Source organism: Anaerospora hongkongensis (assembly GCF_004339805.1).
Lineage (GTDB): Bacteria > Bacillota > Negativicutes > Sporomusales > DSM-15969 > Anaerospora > Anaerospora hongkongensis.
In genome coordinates this window covers 229,305-252,910 of record NZ_SLUI01000006.1, presented here as the reverse complement: position 1 = coordinate 252,910, position 23,606 = coordinate 229,305, and the positions used below count along the sequence as shown (strand labels likewise).

Genomic DNA, 23,606 nt, shown 5'->3' with positions numbered 1-23,606 from the left:
TTGCATTTTTTTTGCAGTGGCCTTTTTTATGTCTCAATAGCTGCCGGATTGTAGACCATGCTTTTTTAGCTTCTTCAGGATTGCTGTATGCGACAGCCCAAGAACAGCTCCAGCTTGCCGGGAGGAGCGGAATTTATAGATAGTGGCCTGTAATATCTCTCGTTCTACTGCCCCCAGCCGGTCCTCCAGGGTCTGCCCGGCCATAACCGGTCCCTCAATCGCCTTAAGCGGCAAAATTTGGGGCTTAAAAGCCCAGGCACCCTGGCTTTCACATAGCACAATAACCACACCAGTAATTTTGCCGTTATTATTTCGCAACGGACGGGTGCTGACTGTACAGTATCTGCCGGTCGTACCCATAAAGACTTCCTGATTGCGAAAAGAATAGCCTTCCTTTATTGTCCGGGAAATAAAAAGAATATCCATTAGAGCTGCCGACAATGGTTGATCCAGATTATCTGCCTTTAAATTCAGAATAGTAAGTGCCGTTTTATTGTATTTCTCTACTATGCCTGACAGGTTTACAGATAATAAGCCATCCTGCAAAGCGCTGAGCACGGCTTCAAGCTGCTCCGCCCATTCCTTTGACGGCATAGTAGTGACTTCCTTTACGGTATGAATATCTTTAACCCGCAGTAATTCGCGTATCAATTCTGGCATTTGCTCCGCAACCGCCAGGTGGCATTCCAGATAGACTGCCCCTTCCACCACTTCGACCGTTACGATAGTGCATTTCTGCTCTACCAGCACCTGCGAGATATCCAGCAATAGGCCCGGCCTATTTGTACAGGTCATACATAAGCGCACAATATCGCCCCCGTCTTGCAAATTTTCTTCCCAAAGGATTTGCTAGTGACGCAAAACTTTGAGGTTGTCCAACATTTTTCCGCTGCCACGGGCTACACAAGTCAAGGGATCATCGGCTACAGAGACGGTAATACCAATCACCTGGCTCAGCAACACATCCAAGCCCCGCAGCAAAGCACCACCGCCGGTTAAAACCATACCACGATCAATAATATCGGCGACAAGCTCAGGCGGCGTACCTTCCAGGGTGCTTTTGACCGCCTCAATAATGGCTGCAACCGGTTCAGCTAATGCCAGACGCACTTCTTGCTCCGAAAGCATCAGCGCTCCAGGCAGTCCGGTTAGCATATTGCGTCCGCGAACCTCCAGTCTTGCTTCATCCTGCCGCAGCACCCGTGTTGAACCAATGGATATTTTGACAGCCTCCGCCGTTCGTTCCCCAATTACCAGACTATGTGTCCTTTTTACATATTGAATGATTGCCTCATCCATTTCAATGCCGCCAATACGAATAGCCTGACTCCTGACAATTCCTCCCAGCGAAATAATAGCCACATCGGTTGTTCCTGCACCAATGTCAACTACCATGCTGCCTGAAGGTTCCTCTACAGCCAATCCTGCCCCAATAGCTGCCGCCATGGTTTCTTCGATTATATACACGTTCTGCGCTCCGGCCTGCATTGCCGCCGTCACTACGGCTCTTTTCTCCATTTCGGTATTAATCGAGGGAGTGCCGATAATAACGCGGGGTTTCTTATAAAGGCGAGATGTAACAGTTTTCCGGATAAAGTATTGCAGCATATGCTGAGCAACATCAAGGTCCGCAATAACTCCGTTTTTTAACGGTCTAAGTACCGCAATATCGCCCGGTGTCCTGCCTACCATGGCTCTGGCTTCCTCGCCTACCGCCAGTACCTTACCGGTATGACGGAGCACCGCAACTACTGATGGCTCTTTCAAAACAATTCCCTGATCCTTACTATAAACCAGAGTATTGGCAGTTCCCAAATCAATCCCCAAGTCACAGGCTGATGTCCGAAAAATCTTAAGCATTACCATTCACCGCCTGTATCACCTATTTTACCCACATCATCAATGCAGGAACTTCCGCCGGTAGCACAATATTTCCAGAATAAGCACCCCAAAATATTCATCATCGTATGTAAAATTCTCCCCTATTTTTCAGGTCAGTAGTAACAATCATCATAACAAAAATGCTGTGAGATCGGTGTGAGAAAGCATTAAACCGTGTGAGCACGGTGTGAGAACAGCAGTAAAAGGTCCATTAACATCAAAAAGGAAGCAGTAATCTTTTCGATTTCTGCTTCCTTTTGCTCACTATTATCAGGTTGTCTAGTGCGAACTATTTATGGCACTTCAATTGGGTCAACGCTGTTTTGCTTCAGAATGCCTGCTGCTATTAATTGTTTGACGATATCCTGCTGAGTAGACAGCGACTGAATAAAGCCTTCCAGCGGCATAATAATCCTCCGGTTCACCTCAACTACAGGCTGCCCGTTATCACTTTTTAATTGCGGCTGTACAGTCATTAAATCCAAACGAACTAAATTACCGGTTACATGAATAGCACTAATCCCGTCAGCAAAAATTTCTTGGTTCATGGTAATCCTCCTCCGTTATTACTATGCCAAAAAGCAATCCAGAGACAAGTTATAGCTGGTCTTTGAGAGCTACTTGCTCCTGCTGGATATGCGTGTACTTATACTACTTTAGCATAAGGTGGACTACCTATTCATTGCAAGTAAAAAAGAATAAAGAATTATTAAGACCCTCTTTATTCTTTTTTATGCTTTCTTCCTGATATGATTTGCTTCATCGTCCATACGAATAAAAAACGAAGCCGCTAAAGCAGCACATAAGCACAGCGCCAAGGCTGCAAAGCTTAAGGGGCATCCTCCTATTTCGATTACGTTTAAAGCAAAAATCGGTCCAATGCTGGCACCGGTAAAAAGGATAAATGTGTACGCTGATATAGCGGCTCCTCTGGCACTTCCTGCCAGCCTGCCGATAAGGGCGATAAGCGTAGGAGCGGCAATAGCTATCCCGGTAACAAAAAGGATGCTGGAGATGATCATGCATAATAGATTCAAGCTAATTCCCAGCAGCAACAGTCCGCTGATGGCCAGCACTAACCCTGTTCGCAGTACGAAAAAAGAACCATGTTTCTCCACTAATTGCCCGGCATAAGGGGATATCAGCATCCCGATAATTCCCATAGACCGCACATATAGTATCTGTTGCGTAGTAAATCCGAATAAAGGACTGCTCAGATAGTTATTCAGCACTGTGTACATGCCTACGAAAGAAAAAAGCAGTGTTAAGGCAATCGTATAGGAACAAAGCAGCGCTTTTTGAGTTAGAAGTGTTCCCATCTGTTTAAACACCTGGCGAATTCTTACATTGTTAGAGGAAACCGGATTATGCGGAATACACTGCCAGATCAAAAAAGCGGTGGCCACATAAATAGCTCCCAGCAGATGAAAGATAAGATGCCAGCCGTAATGCTGACTGATATAGCTGCTAAAAAGCTGTCCGCTAATACCGGCTATCAGAAAGCCTGTATTGATAAAGCCGATTGTCATAACGCGCTTATGCGGCGGAAATACGTCTACAATGTAAGCAAGAGCAACGGGAGAAAACGTCGCTGCTGCCGCTCCCTGTAACCCGCGGAATAAAATCAGCCGGGACAAATCCGTAATAAAACCCATCAGCAATGAAAGGAAAGCCAGAATTGATACTCCTGCAAGAATAATGGTTTTGCGGCCAAACCGGTCGGACAGCGGACCGTAAAAGAAACAGCCAATTGCAAAGCAAAAAGAAAAAGCGCTGCTCGTCCAAACTACTTCTGCGGTCGTTGCTTGAAAAGCGGCGGTAAACGTGGATAGTAACGGAATCGTAATATAGAGGCTAGACATAATTACCAATCCTGACCAGAGTAAAACGACTGTCATAAGGGAATAGTTTAGTGAAGGTTCCTTAAGTAAACGGTGTCGATCTTGCATCATAATCCCCCTAAATCTAATGTTTGATAAAACACAATAATTAGCTAAGCTAATTATTTGCCAAAAAATTAGTATTTAAATTATCAACTCCCTTAAGCAGTTAAAAGTTAGCCAGGCTAATTATCAAGCAAGAAACTATGCACGCCATATGCTTTTTATTGTTACAAATCCATTTTTATCAACAATTGAAGCAAACAAGCCGTTTCTTCTTCTGTTAGTTTTTCAGTAAGACCGGCGCAGGCCTGCCAGTAATGCGGCAAAACAAGGTTCAGCAGGTGGTATCCTTTCTCGGTTATTGTAACATTGACCATGCGTTGATCTTCCCGGCTTATCGTCCGGGTAATTAATTGCTGCTCTTCCAGCCAAATTAATTGCTTGGTTACGGAAGCTCGCCGTATCCCCAGCTTATTGGCAATTTCCGAAGGCTGTAACGGTTGATCGGTACTTGTATTAAACAGCAGTAAAAGTAACGAGAATTTACTTTCAGAAATCTGATATTCTTTTAGCGTCTGATTAATAGCATCCAAAACTTCATCGGATATTTGTAATAATACTTTGCCTAACTGTGCTCTTATACTAGGAGGAATCGTAACAGCATGTTTTTCCATCGGTATCTTCCTTTTCTTAGTAGTTACCCTGGCTAACTATCAGTATAGTAATAAGAAGTAAAAATGTCAATAAAGATGCAAGCAATTTGCTATAATTGAAAGGTACCTCTCTCTAAGGAAGTGACATGATGAGCTGGATAAAAGCAAACAGGGCTACTGGTATCGGCAGCTTACCCCATACAGAACCAAACGAGGCATTCGAACTAGTGGCTAATACCCTCCCCTATTGGCCCCACTGGCCTCAATTCCCACAGCGCGGTGTTGAACAAGGTTTTGTCCTGCAATATATACAGCCACTCGTAAAAGCAGGCCTGCTGCGGACTGGAAATCTTACGTTTACCAGAAATGCAGCCGGTTGGAGTAATAAACTAGCCCATTTTTATGAATTATACGCTGCATTTCTGTCAGGTGATTCTCAAGCAATGGACTTTTTTGCCTTAGAGCCAAACTCCTTTAGCAGCCTGGACTATTTTTCAGCCAGCTGTGCTGCTCATTTTCCCTTGGCAGAAGGAGTAAAAGGCCAAATCAGCGGGCCGCTGTCTGTTGGCATGCAGCTAAAAGACGAATTCGGACAAGCTGCATTTTATGACCAAAGGCTGCGTGACGTGCTGGTTAAATGCCTCGCTGCACAAGGCATTCTCCAAGCCCGCAAACTCCTGTCAACCGGTCTGCCGGTCCTTTTATTTATTGATGACCCCTGTCTTTTCTTTTTAGGTGATCCAGCATATAGTACTCTAACTCATGAAGCGGCTAGTACTGCGCTCCTGGAAATCATGCAGCCGCTTAAAGCGCTAAACGTAAAAGCCGGGGTCCATGTCTGTGCCCCGGCAGATTGGTCCATCTTATTTAAATTGCCTTGCGATGTTGTCAGTTTTGATGCCTATCACTATTTTGCCAGCATGAAGGAGCAAACGCGACATTTGCAAGACTTTTTGCTGCGTGGTGGAAAGATGGCCTGGGGACTGGTCCCCACGTCTGCAGAGGCCTGGCAAACTACCTCTGCCGATTTAGCACAGCTATTTGAGCGTCAGTGCTTTAGCCTGCATGCCTGCGGCCTGGATATCAGCCTGCTGCGCCAAAATATTCTCTGGACTCCCAGCTGCGGTACAGGCATGCTTGACCAGGAGCTTGCAGCACACATTTACTGTTTGTTGCAAGAACTGGCTCACTCCTTCGAAAGCAATACTACTTCGTGATCATTCAAAAAAGCGGCAATCGCGCTGTATTCAACTATGCTCGTTAATAAGCTGAATTAGATCTTCTCCGGTATACTCACAGAGTAAAATCTTTTTATTAAAATAGTTTTCCAGTTCGGCTATCGTAACATCATCGAGCATAATGCTTTCGCCACTCTTGAACATATTCTTCGGCATAATGATATAATCGAAAACGTTGCCCGCTTGCACCTGTTTCATAATATCTTGTCCGGTCAGCAGCCCACCGGCAGTAATTGTTGGTCCGAAAAAGTCATTTACAATCCGCTGGATATTGACGGTAATTTTATCGTTTTTCTCTGTAATAGCATTTGCTGCCCACTCAATTTCGTCATAGGCGGAAACACCTGTAATCAAGGTAAACGACCCTTTTGCCTTCTTATTGAGTTTTTTTAGATTTTTCGAGATACTATCCCGGAAAAAGCGGATCATTCCAATACCATCTTCGATTTGTTCAAAATCGCCATAAAAATCAGTACTTGGTACTTCGACCCCTGCCATGACATAAAACTCGTCTGCCAATCGAACAAAAGGTGAGCCGATTTTCTTCAAAGCCTTTTGCTGAAACTGGCTAATCTGCTCAATTTCCGCTTTGGCACTTTGTGCATCGTATAGCGTTATTTCATTTAGAGTCTTTCTGAATTTCGTTACACCAACCGGTACTGCCGCTACATTTTCAATAGCTGGATATAATTTATATAAGTCACTGACTGTTTTAACTAACTCTTCGCCATTGTTATACCCAGGACACAATACAATCTGACAATTCATTGTAATGCCGGCCTTTGCTAACTTTTTCAGTTTGTCATAAATGTCTCCGGCAAACCTGTTATTTAGCATCTTTTTCCTAAGTTCGGCATTTGTCGTGTGTACTGAGATATTGATAGGGCTGATTCTGTATCGGATAATTCTGTCTAAATCTTCATTGTTCATATTCGTTAACGTAACAAAATTGCCCTGCAGGAAAGATAATCTGGAATCATCATCTTTAAAATACAGCGTATTGCGCATGCCCTCAGGCAATTGATCAATAAAACAAAAAAGGCAATTATTATGGCAGCTTCGTGCTTCATCCATAATCGCATTCTCAAATTCAATGCCTAAGTCCTCTTGATAGTCTTTTTCAACTTCAAACGTCCAAATTTCGCCGTCTTGTTTTTCTATTTCTACTTCTATGTAATCATCGGCCATTAGAAATTTATAGTCAATTATATCCTTAATCTCAGTCCCATTTATGCTGATTAATTTATCACCGACTTCTATCTCCAGTTCTTCGGCAATACTTTCCTCGATAATCTTTGCAATTTTATTATTCATACTCTCAATCCTTGCTTAAATATATAGTTCGAATTCGCAGCCACCTTATAAAAAATACCGGCTAAAACAGCCGGAAAGATCAAAGGGTCAATCAGGAATTGCCGTACAGACAATACCAGTGCGCAGTAACATTTTTACTTGGAGATATAATACCATAATTGCTTCGAAATGTCGAGAAACTGCCTAGCAATCTACCTTCAAAATAATTTTACCCGCACATTTTCCAGGTCGGCTGCCGTTACATCTTCTACCACTTCTATCACCCCCAGTACATTTCCGTTCTTGACAATGCCGTAGCTGCCACTTTGCACAGGTGTGAACTGAACAACAGTTGTACCTCTATTGCCGGGAAAACTGATCAACGTCTTCTTACTGACACCTTCTATAATTTCAAACTTGCCCTCAGGCGAATCAAAGTCAGTCAGTTCAAAGATAAATTTAACCGGCTTTCCTATGGCGATAACGGCAACAAGCGGTTCAAACTCATAGCCGCTGCCTTTTATCGAAATTGTTTGCTTCTCACCGGCAATTGACGCCTTATGAATCAGACGATTAGTCGGTACCTTGCTGAAATCATCGCCATAGATACTTGGGCGCTTATCGGCCCCCATCCCGCAGGTACCCCCGCTGCAGCAGCCGCCTGCCGCCGGCAGTGCCTCCAGTTTACTTATATCTGTTGTTTCGAGATTGTCGACTACTTTGATTAATCCTTGAATCATGCCCATCCAGCAGCTGAACCGGATATCGCCGTCACCGGGCGTAAATTCAATACTATTTTCTCCCTGGCTGAGCTTAGTTTGTATATGTAACGACGGCACAATAATTTCGTTATTGCAGGAGTTGATTTGCTGCCCCTCGACAATCCACTTAACCGGAAGATCCTTTTGTACCACTATGATATTAGGTACATACCCCTTATCATTGGCAGCAATCCTGACCACTTGCGTACCATCCTTGATTTCCGCTTTAATCGGCGCACCGTGTGCCACTGCATTAGTCTGCCAAACGCCAAAGCCCGGCAGATGAATGCCGGCAATAGCCAGCCCGCGGTTCGCCATAATCACGCCAAGCATGATAACCATTATCCCGCTGGCTTTTAACACTCTGCCGGTAAAGCTGCTGCTCATCCAACTAGTCGCTACCCCCAGTGGCAGCATCAACGGCATGGTTCCGAGTCCGAATAACAGCATCGCCGCCGCCCCGCTAGCAGCACTGCCTGAACCGAGAGCGAACACCTGCATAGTCTGCAGTGGGCCACAAGGCAGCAATCCATTTAACAAGCCAACCGCGAAAGGCCCCTGTGCTTTTACCCGCGTCGAGATCAGCGTCCGAAGCCCTGTCGGCAGAACCACCGGCAGCTTAAACCCAAGCAAATTTATGCCCATCAGCATCATAAAACAGCCGGCAAAAATGGTTATGCCCGCCTTAACTGACAGCGATATGGCAAATATGGACCCCAAAGCTCCCACAATACCGCCTGTCAACCCATACGACAACAATCGCCCGGAATTATACAACACTGCTGCCTGCCAAGGCGGTCCGGACGAATTTCCTTTACCGATAGTCTGTGATACCATAATGCCGCCACACATACCTATACAGTGCAAGGAGGTAAACGCCCCTATAACAAACAGCATAAAAAAAGAAATGGGCTGCTGCAGCATGGTATCAATATCCGCGCCAACCGTGTACTTGCCAAGCCAAATAACAGCCGTAATAAGGAAGACCATTCCCAGCGCCCTGCCTCGCTCCGGTTCACCGACGCGATACCCGGCCTGCCTTACTGCATCTTGAACCATCTGCAGTGAGCAAACTGCAGAATCATACGTAACCTCCAGACTATTATGCCGCCATATTGCCTTAACACTGTGGACACCCGATAAACGCCGGACAGTACTTTCCAGAATTTGCTCACAAGAGCGGCAATGCATATCTTTTATTTTGATGGTCACGCTCAGCAGGGCCAAATTAATCACCCCATATTACAAATATATAGGCTCACTACCTTGCTAAAACGCCGGCTGCTTACACCAGCCGGCGTTTTAGCCTTAGCCAATAAATTACAACTACAATGTCCCGCTGCCGGCAGCCCGGTTAGCAGCGTCAATAGCCTGACGAGCCAGTTCGTTTGCCTGAGCAGCTGTATTAAGGCTTTGATCCGGATTGTGGAAGCCCATACTGTTTTCCGCAGCAACAAAATCCCAGTACCATTGGGCTTTGCGCAGCAATTCCCGGGCTTTGGCCAATTCCGCCTGATCCACATTGGCTGCCATAGCAGCCTTGTTAATCACTTCATGAGCCCTCGCCACATTTTGACCGGCAGTGTGCAGTACTTCAAACGTATAATCCTGGGTAGTTTTTACCCGGTCCAGCAGCCAGGCACTTCCCTGTGTATGGCAAGTACCGCAAGCGGCATCAAGGTTCTTGAGCGGACTGGTCATCCAGTGGGAACTGTATTTCTGTCCGTCCTGGCGCATATAAGGCATATGGCAGTCAGCACAGGCTACGCCGGCTTTCCCATGCGTTCCAGTCGACCAGGTCTCGAAATCAGGATGCTGCGTCTTCAGCATTGCGGCTTTTGAGTCGGGATGCTGCCAGTCCTGTGTAAAGCCGTTGGGTATATCCGCATAATAGTCATACATGTCGCCGGCTTTCATGCCTTTATCCCAGGGGAATACCACCCGGAACGTATTCGGCTCGAAATAGTACTCGGCATGGCATTGTCCGCAAACATAGCTTCGCATGTCCTCACGGCTAGCCTTCGTCACATCAATACCTTTGCGCTGCATGGCTTCATTAAAAGCTGGATTGATGACCCGTAGATTCATCGTTTCGGGATCATGACAGTTAGCGCAGCTGATAGAACCGTGTGACGGCACTTGATCCATAAGCTGGGACAAGGGCTGCTTGGCATAGCCCCAGCCCGATTCCTGATAAAATTTTTCGAGATAGGGGGTTTTGCAGGTTATACAGGCTCCCATAGATTTAGGACCAATCCGTTTCGTTTCCCGGATATCCTCCATAGCGTAGAAATGACCGCGATCCTCGGTATAGTCCACGCTAAAAGGCATCCCTTTAAAATTTGCTGTAAGTTCGGGCATTTGCTCCGCTTTCTGCACTTTGCTGCTGCCGCCGTAGCCTGTAGGTGATGGCGACATATTTGCATTTTTCATATAGCTGTCATACTGCAGCGGGTAAAATTTCGCCCATACCGCCGGATCATACTCCCCTGCCGGAATTTTTGAAACTTTGACGGTAGTTGCGGGTTTGACAATACCAATCCTGGTAATAACAAAACCAAAGAAGATAAGCAGCACACCCAGCAAAGCAATTAAAGATTTCTGCGTTTTATTCAACCTTTATCCCTCCTTTGCTCTTGTTCCTGTCATGTACCAAGCTACGATGACATTTGGTGCAATCCTGCCCGCCGGCTCCCATGCCGGTTTTCTCAACCGTAGACTGATGACAGCGCAGGCAATTGTCTGCTATATAGCCTTTTCCTGTTGCTGTTACCTGGATTGTTGCCGGATAATTCCTCAGTACTTCATGATATACGTCGTTAATACCGGTCTGGGCTTTAGCAACCAGTTTGACCGCTATATTGCCGTTCGGCAGATGGCATTCGCTGCAGGCAAGCTGCTTGTGATTGGAAGCATGCCAGGTGTTATAAGCTTGCTCCATGGAATGACAAGTCCCGCAGAACCGTGGAGTTTCCGCATAGGCATATCCAAAGCCCGCAAACAGCATGCCTGCCACCGCAACCGCGCAGCCAATCAGCATCAACTTTAGTGCGTTATGGTTTACGTACTGACCAGTATCCAACCATATCCCTCCTTTCCTTATTTTTGGGCATAACAATAATGTCCCGGCAGTAGGACAACGACCCCGGATAAAGTTCAGGAATTATTCAAAATAACGCATACTGATTTTCTTCAATTCCTGTGTGCTGTAAAAGATTCGAACTGCAGCAACGCCGCTCATATTACTCATGGTGGTAATATGACGCTGGCACGCTTCCCGGTCAATCGCATGAACCATGGTGTACAAATTGTATGGCCAGCCCGCATGGGTCACACGTTCGTAGCAATGGGTAACTACGGGCAGGGCGGCAAACATTTCGCCTACCGCCTGCACCCGGTCTTCCGGAACCTGCCAGACACATAATGCATTCGCACATATACCAATGCGGCGGTGTTGCAAAACCGCTCCTATCTTGCGAATAACTCCATGACCGAGCAGTTTTTTGATCTGTGCCAGCAGTTCAGCTTCACTAATATTAAGCCGTTTAGCTATCTCGGCATATGGTTGGGCCGTAATTGCCAAGTCATTCTGCAATTCCCTGATGATTGTGCGTTCCAATCCGGTCATACTGACTCACCCCCGCCGGTATGGGAAATTTGACACTCACCTTGAAAACCTGTTTGGCGGGCAACGGCAGAATTTCTTCCACTCCAGCCAAGTCAGCAATGCTGTTAAGCGTGCGATCTAAACTCTCCTGATTAGGCGCAATGACGGTAAACCACATATTGTACTCACCATCCCGCAAATAGTTATGGGTAACCCCGCTAAAACCATTAATCGCATCAGCCACGTCTGTCAGAAATTCATCGTCGACCTTAAGAGCTACCAAAATACTGCAATAGCCAATCCGGCGGCTATTGATGCTTGCACCAAGACGCCTGATCAAGCCTTTGGCATTCAGCTCTGCTGCCCGTTCCAAGACTGCTTCTTCAGTAATATCCAGCTTTGCGGCTATGGCCTGATAAGGCCTCGCCACAATCGCGAAATCATACTGCAGAGCATGCAGGATACGGCGGTCAAGCTCATCCAGTTCTAACAGTTCAGTACCCATCAGTTGCACCACGTCTCCTCTGCCATATAATCGTTACCCGAGCAGTAATAAGCCCATTTCCCTACATCGCGGAAGTCTCTATATGCCCGGCAGTATGCTTCTTTCTGCGGCCAACTCCGGCCCAAGCCACTCCCACCGATACCAGGACCGTTCCCAGCCAGACAAGATTAATCAACGGCTTTTCGGTAATTTCCACATCGATCCGCGGTTGCTCTGCCGGGGCAGCTAAGTCCTTAACACCGATGCTGATTGTTTCCGCTCCCAGGTTTACGGCAGCGACGATCAATTCATAGCGGTCAAACACCTTAAATGGCAGCGGCAGCATTTGCCCGTTGCGGGAAATCAGCTCCGGCTTCGCTTCCGTAATACTGCCATTTTGTGAAACCTCCAGCAAAACATATACGCGAATGTCGCCGCTGGCTCCGCTGCCGCCCATTCCATACCGGATCAGCTTGATCGACAGACTGTCCGCCTGTTTTTCCTCCCCTTTACGCAAGGTTATTTCTTTAGTGGGATTTTCTTCGTGCTCCATAGATGGCGCCACATAAAGGTCGGCAGCTATCCCACGGTAAATTCCCGGTTCATGGACCGCCGGTCTGCCGTCTTTATTCAACTTGGTGTAAGGCTCCAAGACGGTATTGGGATATCCTTCTAAGCGAAAGGTCTGATAAATTCCTCCGGCTTCTGTCCTTGTACCGAGATAAGTAAAATTCGTCCCTAAGACCTGCTGGCTCTCTCCGGTCTGAAAACTGGTATATATCGATTGGCTGTTAAGCGAAGAAAACAGGATCCCAATGAGCGCTACCGCAGTTCCGGCATGAGCAATTGCCGCACTTGCTCTGATGCGCTTTAGCTTAAGCGCCAGCAGGCTGCCAGCGATTGCCGCCGCCGCACCGCCTGCAGCCAACAAAGCAAAAGGCTGACGAATTCCGGAAAACGCGGCAATTATTATAAAACCAAGCGCTAATGCGCCCATCCACCAATATTGCTTTGTCAGGCGGGCAGCATCTTTCCCCCACCCCACCAGTGAACCAATAGCCATCAGAACGGCCAACGCCGCAGCCAGCGGCAGCGTTGTTGTATTGTAGAAAATAGTGCTGACATTCTGCGGATTGCCCAGCAGCATGGTAAGCAGCGGTGTCGACATACCGACAAGCACGATAACGCCTAATGCTGCGAATAAAATGGCCGCCGCCGCCAGGAAAAATTCCCGGCTTTTTACCGCCGGATACAACTCTCCCTCCGGCAGCCTGGGCCAGCGAACAATCAGGATACTCAAAGCAACAACGGCCGTGATCATGACGAAACTCGCCAATAACCCTCCTACTCCTTCGTTGGTAAAAGAGTGAGTGGAAAAATCACTTAATACTCCACTGCGGGTAAGGAAGGTTCCATACATGACCAACACAAACGTAAAGATTGCGGCAAGGCTAGCCGGCTTAACTGCAACAAGTCTGACCCGGGCAAGCAGCAGGAGATGCAGCAATACGCCACAGGACAACCAGGGAACAAACGAGGAGTTTTCCACCGGGTCCCAGGCCCAATAACCGCCCCAGCCTAAAACTTTATAAGCCCAAAACCCGCCAATAAAAATGCCTGCTCCTAAAGCTGCCCAGGAAAACAGTGTCCAGGGCAGCGCCCGGTTCACCCACTCTTTATGGTTTCCTGTCACGATACCGTCAAGAGCGTAAGCAAAAGGCACCGCCAGACCTGCATATCCCAAAAACAGCACCGGCGGATGAATCATCATCCAGGGATCTTGCAGCAGCGGATTTAAGCCGTAGCCATCCGGTCGCGGCGCCGCCAGCATCATAAATGGATTTTTGGCCAGCAAAACCGCCAGCAGCATCAGCTGTACCCCGGCATATACCGCCATAGCGCACGGTGAATTTGTCCGTGCCAGCAACAGGCCGAAGCTTGCATGAAACAGCGCCCATAAGAGAAAAGAGCCTTCCTGTCCTGCCCAAAAGGCGGAGAATTTATAAATCAAGCTGAGATTGCTGGACGAATAGCCAAACACATAAGCAAACTCAAATTTGTTGGTTAAAATAATATACAAGAGATACAAAGCCGCAACTGCAATACATACAGCGGACAGCCGGTAATAGAGTAACCCATTGCCGCTGCTCCCGGCTTTCTCCTGGGCGGATTTCTGGAGTGAACATGCCATATGGGAGTTCAGATAACTAAACATTGCGATTGCGGTTACTACCAAGGCCAAAAAAATTGCTCCGTAACCTATCATGATGGCTTCACGCTCCCCTGGTATTTAGACGGACATTTGATCAAAAGCTTTTCGGCAACAAACCGACCGCTTTGGTATTTGCCGATAGCGACAATACTGGAAGCCTGTTCCAGACCTTCCGGTTTTGCCCCTTGATAGACTACCGGCACTTCTTCTCCGGCTTCATCCCGTAATAGAAATTGCATGGTCTTACCGCTTTCCAGCACCGCTATCTTGTCAGCAGCCAGCACCCCGCGCACTTGAACTGTTCCCGTCATTTTTTGGGCCTGGGCGAAACTGACATACGGTGTAAGCGAGGATTGAAAAGCGGTAAAACTAAAGGCCACAAAAGCCAATACGATCAGCCAGCCCATCATGTGACGCCGTTTCATCATCTATCCCTCCCTCCGGGCTCCACGCTCCGCAGATTTTCGCCTGCGCCTGTCATCAACCTGGTAGTTCAGCGCCTGCCAAAAAATTGCCGTGCAGGCACCCAGAGCAGCCAGCAGCACCGCCAGCATCATTCTATCCATGTCAATTTTAGCAGCACTGTTGATGATCGGCGCCGGATGCAAGGAAAAATAATAACGTGGTACAATAAACACTAAAAAGGGAACGGTAACAAATGAGCAAAGCGAATATACCGCTGCAATGCGGGCTTTTTGCTCTTCCTCTTCAATTGCCGAACGCAAAGCCAGATAAGCTCCATAGAGTAAAAGCAAAATAAAAATCGTCGTCTGGCGGGGATCCCAGTTCCAATACGCCCCCCAGGTTAACTTCGCAAAAATTGCGCCGCTGACCGTTGCCAGTATGCAAAAACCAAAGCCAAGTGAAACTGCGGCCTTACTTTTCCGGTCATATTCCATCTGCCGGGTGCGCAAATACTGCAGTGCCCAAACTGCTGACAACAAGAATGCCAATACCGATACCCAAGCCACCGGGATATGAAAAAAAGCGATCCGAACCAAATTTCCTAATCCTTCGGCTGGTGGTACGATATAAAACACGGCATAAATAACCCCTGCCATCCAGCAGGCAATCAGCCATTTGCTACCATTGCTGCGTTCCATCACAATCCCCCTTACTCGCACCAGAGATAATCAAACAAAATTGATGCCGCAATTAAAACTGTAATATCATAACCGGCCATGAAGACCAGTTCCTGTATGCCCGGTACGCTGCCTCCCAGAATACGGGTAGTACCTGCAATCACCATTAGGAATTGCGGCAGCAGCAGCGGAAACGTAATAACGGTAAACAAGGTGCCTTTGCCTCCGGCATGGCAGACCATCAGTGCCGTCAAGGTTGCTACTGCAGCAATCCCGATGTCGCCTAAAATAAGGACAACACCAAGATCCAGCCAGAGCTCAATTGTGTAGTTTAACAAAATAACAAATAAGGGAAGCACCAACATGGTGAGTGCTACCAGGAGGAGGATATTAAACGCCGTTTTCCCCCAAAACACAGCCTGGCCATTCGCGTAGAGGCGCAGCGTAAACAGCGTTCCTGTCTCCTGCTCCTGAACAAATACCCGAGCTAAACCTGCCATAGCACAGAAAAAAAGAATAATCCATAACAGCGCTGCCGCCAATGCCGGACTGAGCTCTGCACCAGCTAAGCTCAGGCTGATACTGGCCAGCGTAATAAGGGCAAACATGGCAAGTGAGCTGATTGCGTGACGGCTGCGTAATTCGCAGACCGCATCTTTGCGTACTACCGCCCAAACCATCCTATACCAAGGCAAGCTGTTGTCCGGCATGATCGGCCTCCTCCGCTTCATTGGTAGCAATAATTACGGTTGCCGTTTTCGCCAGAGCCTCTTCGATCAAAGACTGTATGATTTGCCGGCCGGACGCATCGAGGTTGGATGACGGTTCATCAAGCAGCCATATCGAGGGCTGCAGCGCCGCCAACAGGGCAAATTTCAGCCGCTGCCGCATACCGGTTGAATAGGTATTTACCAATTCCTGCTGCCGTCCGGCTAGCCCTACCTTGTCAAGACAAGCTACCAGCCATTCGTCATTTATTGTAGCGCCGCGAGCCCGTGTCAGGAATTCAAGATTTTCATAACCGGTCATCGTTTGGTATAAAATGATTTCCGGCGAAACTAAGCCACAACTTGCCAAACGCTGCTCACTTACCAATTCTTGGCCGTTACGCCACACCTTCACCATGCCGCTATTTGGCCTGACCAGGCCGGCGATAATCTTGAGTAAAGTCGACTTACCCGAACCATTGGGCCCTGTTACTGCCAGGCATTCTCCCGGACCGATCCGCCGGGTAATATTACTGAACAAGCGCCGCTGACCATAGCTTTTAGCAATATCACTAAGTTCCACAATTACTCCTTGCATTGCTCTCCTCCTTGAAAAAGCCGTATGCAGTCATTTTCGGCGCGCATACCGTTTCCACCTAGCAGCCTCATGAATTGTTATACTTTCTTAAGATCTTGCGCTATTGTGCGTTGCTGTCCCTCCCGCTATACTAAATGGAGAGCATAGTATCGGGGGGATGTCAATGGCTATTGCAAGTATGATTATTCAGCCAGCCGCAAATGCAACAGAACGAGTCGCAACGGAGCTATCGGGCCTTTGTGGTGTCACCGTGAATTCCATTACATCTAAGCAGGAAATTATTATTGTGGTAGAGGCAGCCTCGCTGAATGCCGTCAGTGAAGTGGCACATGCCGTAGAAGCCATCTCCGGCGTACTAGGCGTCTTTCCTTCTTACATAACCGTTGCAGACGAGACTGCGGACTAGGCTTTTGTTACATTTACGGCACAAATTTTGTATTCGGGCTGCTTTGAAGTATCATCAAAAGCATCAATTGTAACAAAATTAATCATCCGGGATAATTCCGTATCATGAAACGGCACATATACCATCCCCGGCCGCGGTTGTCCGCGGCCGTTTACTTTGGCCTTTAATCGACACTCGCCTCGTCGTGATGTAATTTTAACCATATCGCCGTCTTTGACATTCATATGCTCGGCATCGTCTGAATTCAGTTCGGCATACATTTCGGGCATAGCCCGCTTCAGTTCCGGCACATTCATTGTCATAGTAGTCGTATGCCAATGCTCTAAAACCCGGCCGGTTGACAAATAAAACGGGTAGTCTTCATCCGGCATTTCCTGGGGATCGGCGTGAGGCCTGGCAAAAATAACAGCACGCCCATCCGGTTTACCATAAAAATTAATCCCTTCTTGAACAAACGGATCATAGGGAGCTGCATAGCGAATGCCGGTTTCGGCCGAGTCAGGCATGGGTACAGGCCAGGTAACGCCGCGCTCCTTCTTTAACCGGTCATAGGTGGCCAGATCCATTTTAGTGCCAATGGTGCATCGTCGATACTCTTCCCATATCTCATCATTGCTTTTATAAGGGAATAGCGCTCCGTGCCCTAACCGCTTGGCTACCTCAATTAACGCCCACACATCAGGTTTGGCCTCTCCCGGCGCTTCTACTGCCTTGGCAATGTGTTGCGTACGGCGCTCGCCATTTCCGTATACCCCTTCTTTCTCCATCCATAATGCTGCCGGCAAAATAACGTCAGCCAGTTCCGTGGTTCGGGTAGGATGATACGTCTCGGAAACAACCAGAAAAGTCTTTTCCATGCCTTCCCGGTAAAGTGCTAAGTTAGGAATAGACTGTCCGGGATTGGTACAGATGACCCACAATGCTTTTAAAGCCCCGCTCGCTGCCGCCCGGAACATTTCAATCGTATGGTAGCCGGGTTTAGCACTTATTTTAGCGGGATCGACACCCCAAATTGCTGCCATCTCTTCCCGGTGTTTTGTATTACCGACGACCCGGTGCGCCGGCAGCAAATGTGATAAGGCCCCAACCTCACGAATACTGCCGCAGGCACTGGGTTGACCAGTTAAGGAAAACGGCGTATTGCCCGGACGGCATATTTTTCCTGTCAATAAATGCAGATTATGTACCAGGTTATTGGCCCAAGTTCCTCTTATGCGCTGATTAAGTCCCATTGTCCATAGAGACATGGTATTTAAGCCCTTAGCGGCAAACATGCGGGCCACTTCCCGGATCTGCTCGGCTGGAAGACCGACAAGTCCGGCTACCTTCTCGGGTTCGAAATCAACAATAAAGGTCTTGAATTCGTCAAAAGTCAGTTTCTTTTCACCATGCATGAAATTTGTATGTTTCCCGATAAAATCCTTGTCGGCCAAATCCTCTTCGATAATGACATAAGCCATGCTGTTTAACAGTGCCAAATCCGTTCCTGGTACGAACTGCAGCAGAACATCCGCTATATCGGCAGTTCGTGTCCGCCGGGGATCAGCGACAATAATTTTAACCGCTTTATTCGTGTTTTTTCGGTCAATAATCCGCGAGTACAGAACAGGGTGAGCCTCGGCCATGTTGGAGCCGATAATAAAAAATACGTCTGCCTGTTCAATATCAGCATAGCTGCCCATTGGTTCATCCTTGCCAAAAGTCGAAACATAGCCGGCTACTGCACTGGCCATGCAAGTGCGGGGGTTGCCGTCAATATTGTTAGTGCCAATACAGCCTTTGAACAGCTTGTTAGCAATATACGCTTCCTCGGCTACATTCTGCCCCGAACCATAATACCCCACTGCGTCTGGACCATATTGTTCAATTATTTCCCGAAATTTTTCACTAACTAACTCTAATGCTTCATCCCAGCTTACTCTGACGAACTGACCGTTCTTTTTCACCATCGGGTAGAGCAGCCGGTCTTTAGTGTCCATAATTTTAGGCAGCAAAATACCTTTAACACATAGACGTCCTTTATTGACCGGGTTTTCAGGATCACCTTTCACTGTAATAATCTTTCCCCTGCTAACGCCTGCCAATACACCGCAGCCGGTTCCGCAATAGCGGCAGACCCCCTTGACCCACCTTTGGGCATCCTCAGACACAGCCGGTCCCTGCGTTCCTCTGCCGCCGGCTTCAAACGAACAGCCAGAACCAGCCAAAGCGGTGCTGACTGCAACGGCCTTCAAAAAATCCCGTCGGGAAACCATCATGCTACTCACCTTCCGGCAATATTTTTTCTACTTTCGCATCGCGTCCAAATGGCAGCTCTCACAGCTATCACGTGTGGGAATCGAATTGTTCGTTTGTATATTGTGAACAAGGCCGCTATGACAGGTTACACACGTCATGCCGTTGCTAAAATGTTTGGCTGTATGTGGATCTTTAGCAGTAAATGCTTTATCCGTATTCATTTTCACTTTTTCTTGGTGACAATTGTAACAATTGATGCTCCGCTCGTCAGCTTTAGGGGTAACCTGAGCGCCAGCAACATGCAAATACAATTCTTTCAGTCCCTTGGCCTTGGCTTTCACAGTCCCCTGAATACCCGGCTCGGCATGACAATCATAACAGGCCACATTTTTATGCGCAGACAACTGCCACGATTGGTACATCGAACTCATTTCATGACAAGAACCGCAAAATGCGGAACGGGATGTGTAAGCAACTGACCAGGTAGTGGTGAGTAGCAAAACTACTGTGATGCCAGCCAGCATCAGCAAATGACGACCAGTTGGCTGCCCTTTACCCTGCAGCATCTTCAAAATGTTCACATTTGCTCCCTCTTTTCTGTCGTTTCTTCCAGGAAAAACTGATTTTTTTCCGTGGGCAGGCTGCTATACAGGCACCGCAGTTTGTACAAGCCATCTGATCAAGCAAGGCCGTTCCACCGGGTTTTACGTTCATCGTGCAGGCATCAGCGCAGCAACGGCATTGCTCACAGCCATCAGTTCCCGCAGCAATCCGCAGTTTGCGCCACCTGCTCACGATTCCGTATAAAGCGCCGGCGGGACAGATCATCCGGCACCATATTTTTTTACGGTAAAACCACTCGGCTGCCACTATTGTCAAAAGTACTACCAGCTCAATCCCTGCACCGAACGCCACACCTCTGTTCAATATGCCGACTGGTGACAAAAGAGTAAACAGCGGTACTCCCATTATCCAATCGACAAACAGCAGCACCACCAGCAAGCGATAAGGCAGCCATCCGTTGGGAACAATGCTGTTGCGCGGAGATTTTATCAGGTAGATCAGTTCGAATAAGGTATTAAGCGGACAGATCCAGCCACAAAAGATGCGCCCTAAAAGCAGGGCCGAAAGCAGCAGCGGTACAACGGACCAGGCCAGGGGCCACCCTATTTGTTTGGCTGCCAAGCTAACCTCCAGCGCCGCAAGCGGATCGGTAAGAGCGACTCCCGCCAGCTGAGCTGAAATATAGCTTCCCAGCCAAACTGGATTGATTGGCCATAATACAGGGATTAGCATCAGAACAAATGCAGCAATCTGTATCCATTTTCGCAGCTTCATAATTTGCATCAGCAGCGTCCCGCCTTAATGGAAATAGCCGGAGGGTCGAGGATGCAGACATATTCACAGATGCCACAGCCAACACAGATTGTTCTGTCAACCATCGGCCGCTTATGCTCCTCAAGCTCAATAGCTTGAGGGTAAAATGGGCAGCTGGTGTAGCATAGCTTGCATTCATCCCCTTTCCAGGCCAGGCAGCTCTCCTTATCGATTTTTGCTATTCCCATCTTAACCTGGGGCTTTTCCACCTTTCTAAGCGCACCGCTTGAACAGACTGAAGCACACTCCAGACAAAGATCACAAGGAACTTTTCTCGGTACTATATACGGCGTACCAATTGCCAGCCCTAATTCTCCCCGGCCAATTTCAATTGCCCTGCGCGGACATCTTTGCGCACACTTGCCACAACGGAGACAGGCAGCTAGAAATTCGGGTTCACTTAGAGCTCCAGGCGGACGAATGAGCGTGTCTTTTGACAAATCATTCTTAAAGCCACTTAATACGAATGACAGTAACCCACCAACAAACAAAATAATCTTCGCTCTCCTTTCCATAACAGTCCTCCCATCTGTGGCTCACTCTCATCATACCGAATGGTAATTACAGCTCTATTAAGCAATTCTTACAAAAGTATTACATTGTTGGAAAAGTCAGAAATATTGCTAAAAAAATAAAGAAAGGATACCGCAAAACGCTTTTGGAAAAGCAATGCGACACCCTTAAATGAGCTTCAACAGCTGAATTTATAACCGATCCCCCATACCGTGCGAATGTAACGCGGTTCGGCCGGATTCGGTTCGATTTTTTCCCGCAGCCGGCGGACATGTACGGTAACCGTATTTTCATCTCCCTGATAATCACTCTGCCAAATTTTATTTAGCAGCTGCATTCTGGTAAATACTTGCTGCGGACTGCCGGCCAACAGCCATAACAGTTCGAATTCCGTACTGGTAAGGCTGACTGGTTTTCCTTCTACAGATACAGTCCGGGTTCCATGATCAATTGTAAGTTCACCGCATACCAGCACCTGGTTTTCCTGACTTTTGCGGCAGCCCTGAACCCGACGGATAACCGCCTGTACCCGGAGGACTAATTCAGTAGGACTAAACGGCTTTGTCATATAATCATCCACCCCCAGCCGAAAACCGACAATACGGTCAAGTTCATCCCCTTTGGCTGACAGAATGATAATCGGAATACTATACTGATCGGTCAAAGCCCGGCAAACATCATAGCCATTGAGCTTGGGCAGCATTAAATCGAGCACCACCAAACTGGGTTGTTCCTGTTTTACCATATTCAGTGCGCTTTCACCATCTACTGCCGTAACAACCTGAAATGCCTCTTTTTCCAGGCAGTGCTTAACAATCTTAAGTATCCTGGCGTCATCATCCACAACAAGTATTTTTTCATTAGGCAATGCTAACACCCCTTTGCAATAACCGGCAGTGTAAAAATAAACAGGCTTCCCTGCCCCAATTCACTTTCAACCCAGAGCCGTCCGCCATGCAGCTCAATCAGATTACGGGCCAGCGCCAAACCTAGTCCGCTGCCCGGATAGCCCCGTGTTTCCGCACTATCGACTTGCCGGAATTTCTCAAAGATATACGCCTGATCAGCTAAGCTGATTCCAATACCAGTATCCTTCACAGCTACTTTGATCACCGGCAAATTCAGCTGTTCTTCCAGTGCAGCCGAAATTGTAATCTTACCTTGTGCCGGAGTAAATTTAAGCGCATTGCTGATTAGATTCCGCAATACGTGCATAAGCTTTTCCCGGTCAGCCAGCACAAGAGGAATAGCCTCCGCAAATTCAGTACGAAGCAGCAGTCCTTTCTTGTGGGCAAGCGGTGTTACATTCCGCAGCAAACTTATGACTATTTCCCGGATATCCACCTCTGTACAATTGAGTTTAATAAGACCGGCTTCAATCTTAGACATGTTAAGAATATCATTAATTTGATCCAGCAGCTGGTGGCCGCTTTCAAATATATCCTGTAAATATTCGCGCTGCAAACTGCTGAGACTTTGACCTTCATCCAGCAAAATTTCGGCAAATGCAATAATTGCCGTCAACGGGGTTCTGAGTTCATGACTCATAACCGTTAGAAACTCAGACTTTAGGCGGTCGGTTTCCGTAAGCTTTTCGTTCATTGCCTTTAGCTTCTGCCCCTGAATGGCTAACTGCCGGTTAGCCTCCGACAGCATCCGGGTCCGTTCCCCCACCTTATCTTCCAGGTTAAAATAAAACTGATTTAATTTGCTGGCCATGGTATTAAATTCATTAGCCAATAAGCGCATCTCATCATAAGTCTGGACATCTGTAATTTGTGCTGACAGGTCGCCTTTCCCCAGTGCTACAACTTTATGAGTAAGTTCACGAATCGGGATCATAACAATGTGCTCCATCATTAGGTACGTCAAGCCGATGTTGGCAAAAACCATAAACACAATAAAGATGATTTGACTCATTACATTATTGCGTTGCGCCGCTTCAAATAGCGCCAGAGGAAATACCACACTGATTGCCCCGGCAAACTCACCGGCACTAAATCCCTCCTTAGCAAAACCGGCCACATCGATTTCCCCCGCCGGTTTACCATGACACGACAAACACGAATCATCGTAATATAACGGCACAAGATAGCGGAATACCCGGGTACCGTCAACTTCATGGTATCCCCACAGTTCTTTTAGTCCTTGATCAGCAGCAAGCTGCTTTAAGGCATCCACTTCAAAATTATCCGGCGCATTGCCGGGATCGCGCGAAAGCATCCGCGTTTGTTTCAGCCGGTAACCCGAATAGCCGTTAAATATATCGCCGATTCCTTTCCCCACTGCTGCCGGGTTTAGATGCTTAAACTCGTATCCGCCGCCGGAATCTTTATTAATGTCATCTTGCTTCAAGGCAATAAACGCCCTGGTAGCAATCAATTGCTGCGCAAGCACTGCCGCCTTTTCCTTCATTTCCGACTCGGCCTGTAAATTATACTGTCTGATATTCCACAACAAATTGATACTCATTAGGATCACTGTGATCGTAGCTATGCCTAACATGAATTTTGCGGTAAGGCTGCTCTTAAAGCGCATATCCTCAGAAACTCACTCCTAATAGCCTCTTCTTTTCTGGAAACATTCCCCATTAAAACATAAATCCCCTTTAGCAGGGGATTTAGTTTTGCATTTTATTTGCATTTTTCACAGTTTTTCTGCGCCATCCTGCTC

General features: G+C 47.5%; 24 protein-coding genes. 2 read left to right on the top strand and 22 right to left on the bottom strand.

Translation table 11 applies throughout. The annotated features are described in order from the left end of the window. Positions 1-33: 33 nt before the first annotated feature. From EV210_RS10835 to EV210_RS10815, 5 genes are all read right to left on the bottom strand, one after another. A complete protein-coding gene (locus EV210_RS10835; RefSeq protein ID WP_132079876.1) occupies positions 34-807 on the bottom strand; it encodes a TyrR/PhhR family helix-turn-helix DNA-binding protein in 774 nt (257 codons plus the stop codon). Between the two features lie 42 nt (positions 808-849). Beyond that, positions 850-1,860, bottom strand: a complete 1,011-nt coding sequence (gene mreB / locus EV210_RS10830; RefSeq protein ID WP_132079873.1) for a rod shape-determining protein — start codon at positions 1,858-1,860, stop codon at positions 850-852. A gap of 314 nt (positions 1,861-2,174) precedes the next feature. Next, positions 2,175-2,429, bottom strand: coding sequence for a hypothetical protein (locus EV210_RS10825; RefSeq protein WP_132079870.1), 255 nt, complete (start codon positions 2,427-2,429; stop codon positions 2,175-2,177). Between the two features lie 183 nt (positions 2,430-2,612). Then, on the bottom strand, positions 2,613-3,833 hold the full coding sequence (locus EV210_RS10820; RefSeq protein ID WP_207900703.1) for an MFS transporter: 1,221 nt from the start codon (positions 3,831-3,833) through the stop codon (positions 2,613-2,615). Between the two features lie 158 nt (positions 3,834-3,991). Then, on the bottom strand, positions 3,992-4,438 hold the full coding sequence (locus tag EV210_RS10815) for a MarR family winged helix-turn-helix transcriptional regulator (RefSeq protein WP_132079867.1): 447 nt from the start codon (positions 4,436-4,438) through the stop codon (positions 3,992-3,994). A gap of 125 nt (positions 4,439-4,563) precedes the next feature. On the opposite strand from EV210_RS10815, the gene EV210_RS10810 reads away from it, so the two are divergent. Beyond that, a complete protein-coding gene (locus EV210_RS10810) occupies positions 4,564-5,634 on the top strand; it encodes a uroporphyrinogen decarboxylase/cobalamine-independent methonine synthase family protein (RefSeq protein ID WP_132079863.1) in 1,071 nt (356 codons plus the stop codon). A 30-nt stretch (positions 5,635-5,664) separates the two neighbouring features. Here EV210_RS10810 and EV210_RS10805 read toward each other — a convergent pair whose 3' ends face one another. From EV210_RS10805 to ccmA, 11 genes are all read right to left on the bottom strand, one after another. Beyond that, on the bottom strand, positions 5,665-6,969 hold the full coding sequence (locus EV210_RS10805) for a DUF512 domain-containing protein (RefSeq protein WP_132079860.1): 1,305 nt from the start codon (positions 6,967-6,969) through the stop codon (positions 5,665-5,667). A 197-nt stretch (positions 6,970-7,166) separates the two neighbouring features. Continuing rightward, positions 7,167-8,936, bottom strand: a complete 1,770-nt coding sequence (locus EV210_RS10800; RefSeq protein WP_132079857.1) for an urease accessory protein UreH domain-containing protein — start codon at positions 8,934-8,936, stop codon at positions 7,167-7,169. A gap of 99 nt (positions 8,937-9,035) precedes the next feature. Then, entirely contained in the window at positions 9,036-10,325 is a 1,290-nt protein-coding gene (locus tag EV210_RS10795) for an ammonia-forming cytochrome c nitrite reductase subunit c552 (protein WP_132079854.1), read from the bottom strand. Next, complete coding sequence (locus tag EV210_RS10790) at positions 10,318-10,791, bottom strand: cytochrome c3 family protein (RefSeq protein ID WP_132079851.1); 474 nt, start codon at positions 10,789-10,791, stop codon at positions 10,318-10,320. Before EV210_RS10790 ends, EV210_RS10795 begins: the two co-directional genes overlap by 8 nt. Before the next feature lie 81 nt (positions 10,792-10,872). Continuing rightward, positions 10,873-11,337, bottom strand: a complete 465-nt coding sequence (gene ahbB / locus EV210_RS10785) for a siroheme decarboxylase subunit beta (protein ID WP_132079848.1) — start codon at positions 11,335-11,337, stop codon at positions 10,873-10,875. Then, a complete protein-coding gene (ahbA, locus tag EV210_RS10780) occupies positions 11,294-11,821 on the bottom strand; it encodes a siroheme decarboxylase subunit alpha (RefSeq protein WP_132079845.1) in 528 nt (175 codons plus the stop codon). The genes ahbB and ahbA overlap by 44 nt, the downstream gene beginning before the upstream one ends. A 61-nt stretch (positions 11,822-11,882) precedes the next feature. Then, positions 11,883-14,066 carry a cytochrome c biogenesis protein CcsA gene (ccsA, locus tag EV210_RS10775; RefSeq protein WP_132079842.1) on the bottom strand — a complete coding sequence of 728 codons (2,184 nt, stop codon included), beginning with the start codon at positions 14,064-14,066 and terminating at the stop codon, positions 11,883-11,885. Beyond that, a complete protein-coding gene (locus tag EV210_RS10770; RefSeq protein WP_243650513.1) occupies positions 14,063-14,440 on the bottom strand; it encodes a cytochrome c maturation protein CcmE domain-containing protein in 378 nt (125 codons plus the stop codon). The genes ccsA and EV210_RS10770 overlap by 4 nt, the downstream gene beginning before the upstream one ends. Continuing rightward, complete coding sequence (locus tag EV210_RS10765; RefSeq protein ID WP_132079839.1) at positions 14,441-15,115, bottom strand: cytochrome c biogenesis protein; 675 nt, start codon at positions 15,113-15,115, stop codon at positions 14,441-14,443. A gap of 11 nt (positions 15,116-15,126) precedes the next feature. Then, positions 15,127-15,804, bottom strand: a complete 678-nt coding sequence (locus EV210_RS10760; protein WP_132079836.1) for a heme exporter protein CcmB — start codon at positions 15,802-15,804, stop codon at positions 15,127-15,129. Continuing rightward, positions 15,776-16,399, bottom strand: a complete 624-nt coding sequence (ccmA, locus tag EV210_RS10755; protein WP_132079833.1) for a heme ABC exporter ATP-binding protein CcmA — start codon at positions 16,397-16,399, stop codon at positions 15,776-15,778. Before ccmA ends, EV210_RS10760 begins: the two co-directional genes overlap by 29 nt. Before the next feature lie 163 nt (positions 16,400-16,562). On the opposite strand from ccmA, the gene EV210_RS10750 reads away from it, so the two are divergent. Then, positions 16,563-16,805: a chaperone NapD gene (locus EV210_RS10750; RefSeq protein WP_165898869.1), complete on the top strand. Its 243-nt coding sequence runs from the start codon at positions 16,563-16,565 to the stop codon at positions 16,803-16,805. Here EV210_RS10750 and EV210_RS10745 read toward each other — a convergent pair. The 6 genes from EV210_RS10745 to EV210_RS10720 form a co-directional block, all read right to left on the bottom strand. Further along, positions 16,802-19,063 carry a molybdopterin-dependent oxidoreductase gene (locus tag EV210_RS10745; protein ID WP_132079827.1) on the bottom strand — a complete coding sequence of 754 codons (2,262 nt, stop codon included), beginning with the start codon at positions 19,061-19,063 and terminating at the stop codon, positions 16,802-16,804. The genes EV210_RS10750 and EV210_RS10745 overlap by 4 nt on opposite strands. Positions 19,064-19,090: 27 nt before the next feature. Continuing rightward, a complete protein-coding gene (locus EV210_RS10740; protein ID WP_132079825.1) occupies positions 19,091-19,624 on the bottom strand; it encodes a cytochrome c3 family protein in 534 nt (177 codons plus the stop codon). Continuing rightward, positions 19,596-20,390 carry a 4Fe-4S binding protein gene (locus EV210_RS10735; protein ID WP_132079823.1) on the bottom strand — a complete coding sequence of 265 codons (795 nt, stop codon included), beginning with the start codon at positions 20,388-20,390 and terminating at the stop codon, positions 19,596-19,598. The genes EV210_RS10740 and EV210_RS10735 overlap by 29 nt, the downstream gene beginning before the upstream one ends. After that, positions 20,390-20,935, bottom strand: a complete 546-nt coding sequence (locus EV210_RS10730) for a 4Fe-4S dicluster domain-containing protein (protein ID WP_132079821.1) — start codon at positions 20,933-20,935, stop codon at positions 20,390-20,392. Before EV210_RS10730 ends, EV210_RS10735 begins: the two co-directional genes overlap by 1 nt. Positions 20,936-21,111: 176 nt before the next feature. Next, positions 21,112-21,810, bottom strand: coding sequence for a response regulator transcription factor (locus tag EV210_RS10725; protein ID WP_424218037.1), 699 nt, complete (start codon positions 21,808-21,810; stop codon positions 21,112-21,114). Then, positions 21,804-23,471, bottom strand: a complete 1,668-nt coding sequence (locus tag EV210_RS10720) for an ATP-binding protein (protein WP_243650512.1) — start codon at positions 23,469-23,471, stop codon at positions 21,804-21,806. The genes EV210_RS10725 and EV210_RS10720 overlap by 7 nt, the downstream gene beginning before the upstream one ends. Positions 23,472-23,606 lie beyond the last annotated feature (135 nt).

Bases quoted from the DNA above. Each gene is read 5' to 3' on its own strand.
- ccmA (WP_132079833.1), bottom strand. From the start codon at position 16,399: ATGCAAGGAGTAATTGTGGAACTTAGTGATATTGCTAAAAGCTATGGT.
- EV210_RS10805 (WP_132079860.1), bottom strand. From the start codon at position 6,969: ATGAATAATAAAATTGCAAAGATTATCGAGGAAAGTATTGCCGAAGAA.
- mreB (WP_132079873.1), bottom strand. From the start codon at position 1,860: ATGCTTAAGATTTTTCGGACATCAGCCTGTGACTTGGGGATTGATTTG.
- EV210_RS10825 (WP_132079870.1), bottom strand. From the start codon at position 2,429: ATGAACCAAGAAATTTTTGCTGACGGGATTAGTGCTATTCATGTAACC.
- EV210_RS10720 (WP_243650512.1), bottom strand. From the start codon at position 23,471: ATGCGCTTTAAGAGCAGCCTTACCGCAAAATTCATGTTAGGCATAGCT.
- EV210_RS10730 (WP_132079821.1), bottom strand. From the start codon at position 20,935: ATGGAAAGGAGAGCGAAGATTATTTTGTTTGTTGGTGGGTTACTGTCA.
- ccsA (WP_132079842.1), bottom strand. From the start codon at position 14,066: ATGATAGGTTACGGAGCAATTTTTTTGGCCTTGGTAGTAACCGCAATC.
- EV210_RS10765 (WP_132079839.1), bottom strand. From the start codon at position 15,115: ATGGAACGCAGCAATGGTAGCAAATGGCTGATTGCCTGCTGGATGGCA.
- ahbA (WP_132079845.1), bottom strand. From the start codon at position 11,821: ATGGGTACTGAACTGTTAGAACTGGATGAGCTTGACCGCCGTATCCTG.
- EV210_RS10760 (WP_132079836.1), bottom strand. From the start codon at position 15,804: ATGCCGGACAACAGCTTGCCTTGGTATAGGATGGTTTGGGCGGTAGTA.
- EV210_RS10820 (WP_207900703.1), bottom strand. From the start codon at position 3,833: ATGATGCAAGATCGACACCGTTTACTTAAGGAACCTTCACTAAACTAT.
- EV210_RS10810 (WP_132079863.1), top strand. From the start codon at position 4,564: ATGATGAGCTGGATAAAAGCAAACAGGGCTACTGGTATCGGCAGCTTA.
- EV210_RS10815 (WP_132079867.1), bottom strand. From the start codon at position 4,438: ATGGAAAAACATGCTGTTACGATTCCTCCTAGTATAAGAGCACAGTTA.
- EV210_RS10750 (WP_165898869.1), top strand. From the start codon at position 16,563: ATGGCTATTGCAAGTATGATTATTCAGCCAGCCGCAAATGCAACAGAA.
- EV210_RS10735 (WP_132079823.1), bottom strand. From the start codon at position 20,390: ATGCAAATTATGAAGCTGCGAAAATGGATACAGATTGCTGCATTTGTT.
- ahbB (WP_132079848.1), bottom strand. From the start codon at position 11,337: ATGACCGGATTGGAACGCACAATCATCAGGGAATTGCAGAATGACTTG.
- EV210_RS10770 (WP_243650513.1), bottom strand. From the start codon at position 14,440: ATGATGAAACGGCGTCACATGATGGGCTGGCTGATCGTATTGGCTTTT.
- EV210_RS10745 (WP_132079827.1), bottom strand. From the start codon at position 19,063: ATGATGGTTTCCCGACGGGATTTTTTGAAGGCCGTTGCAGTCAGCACC.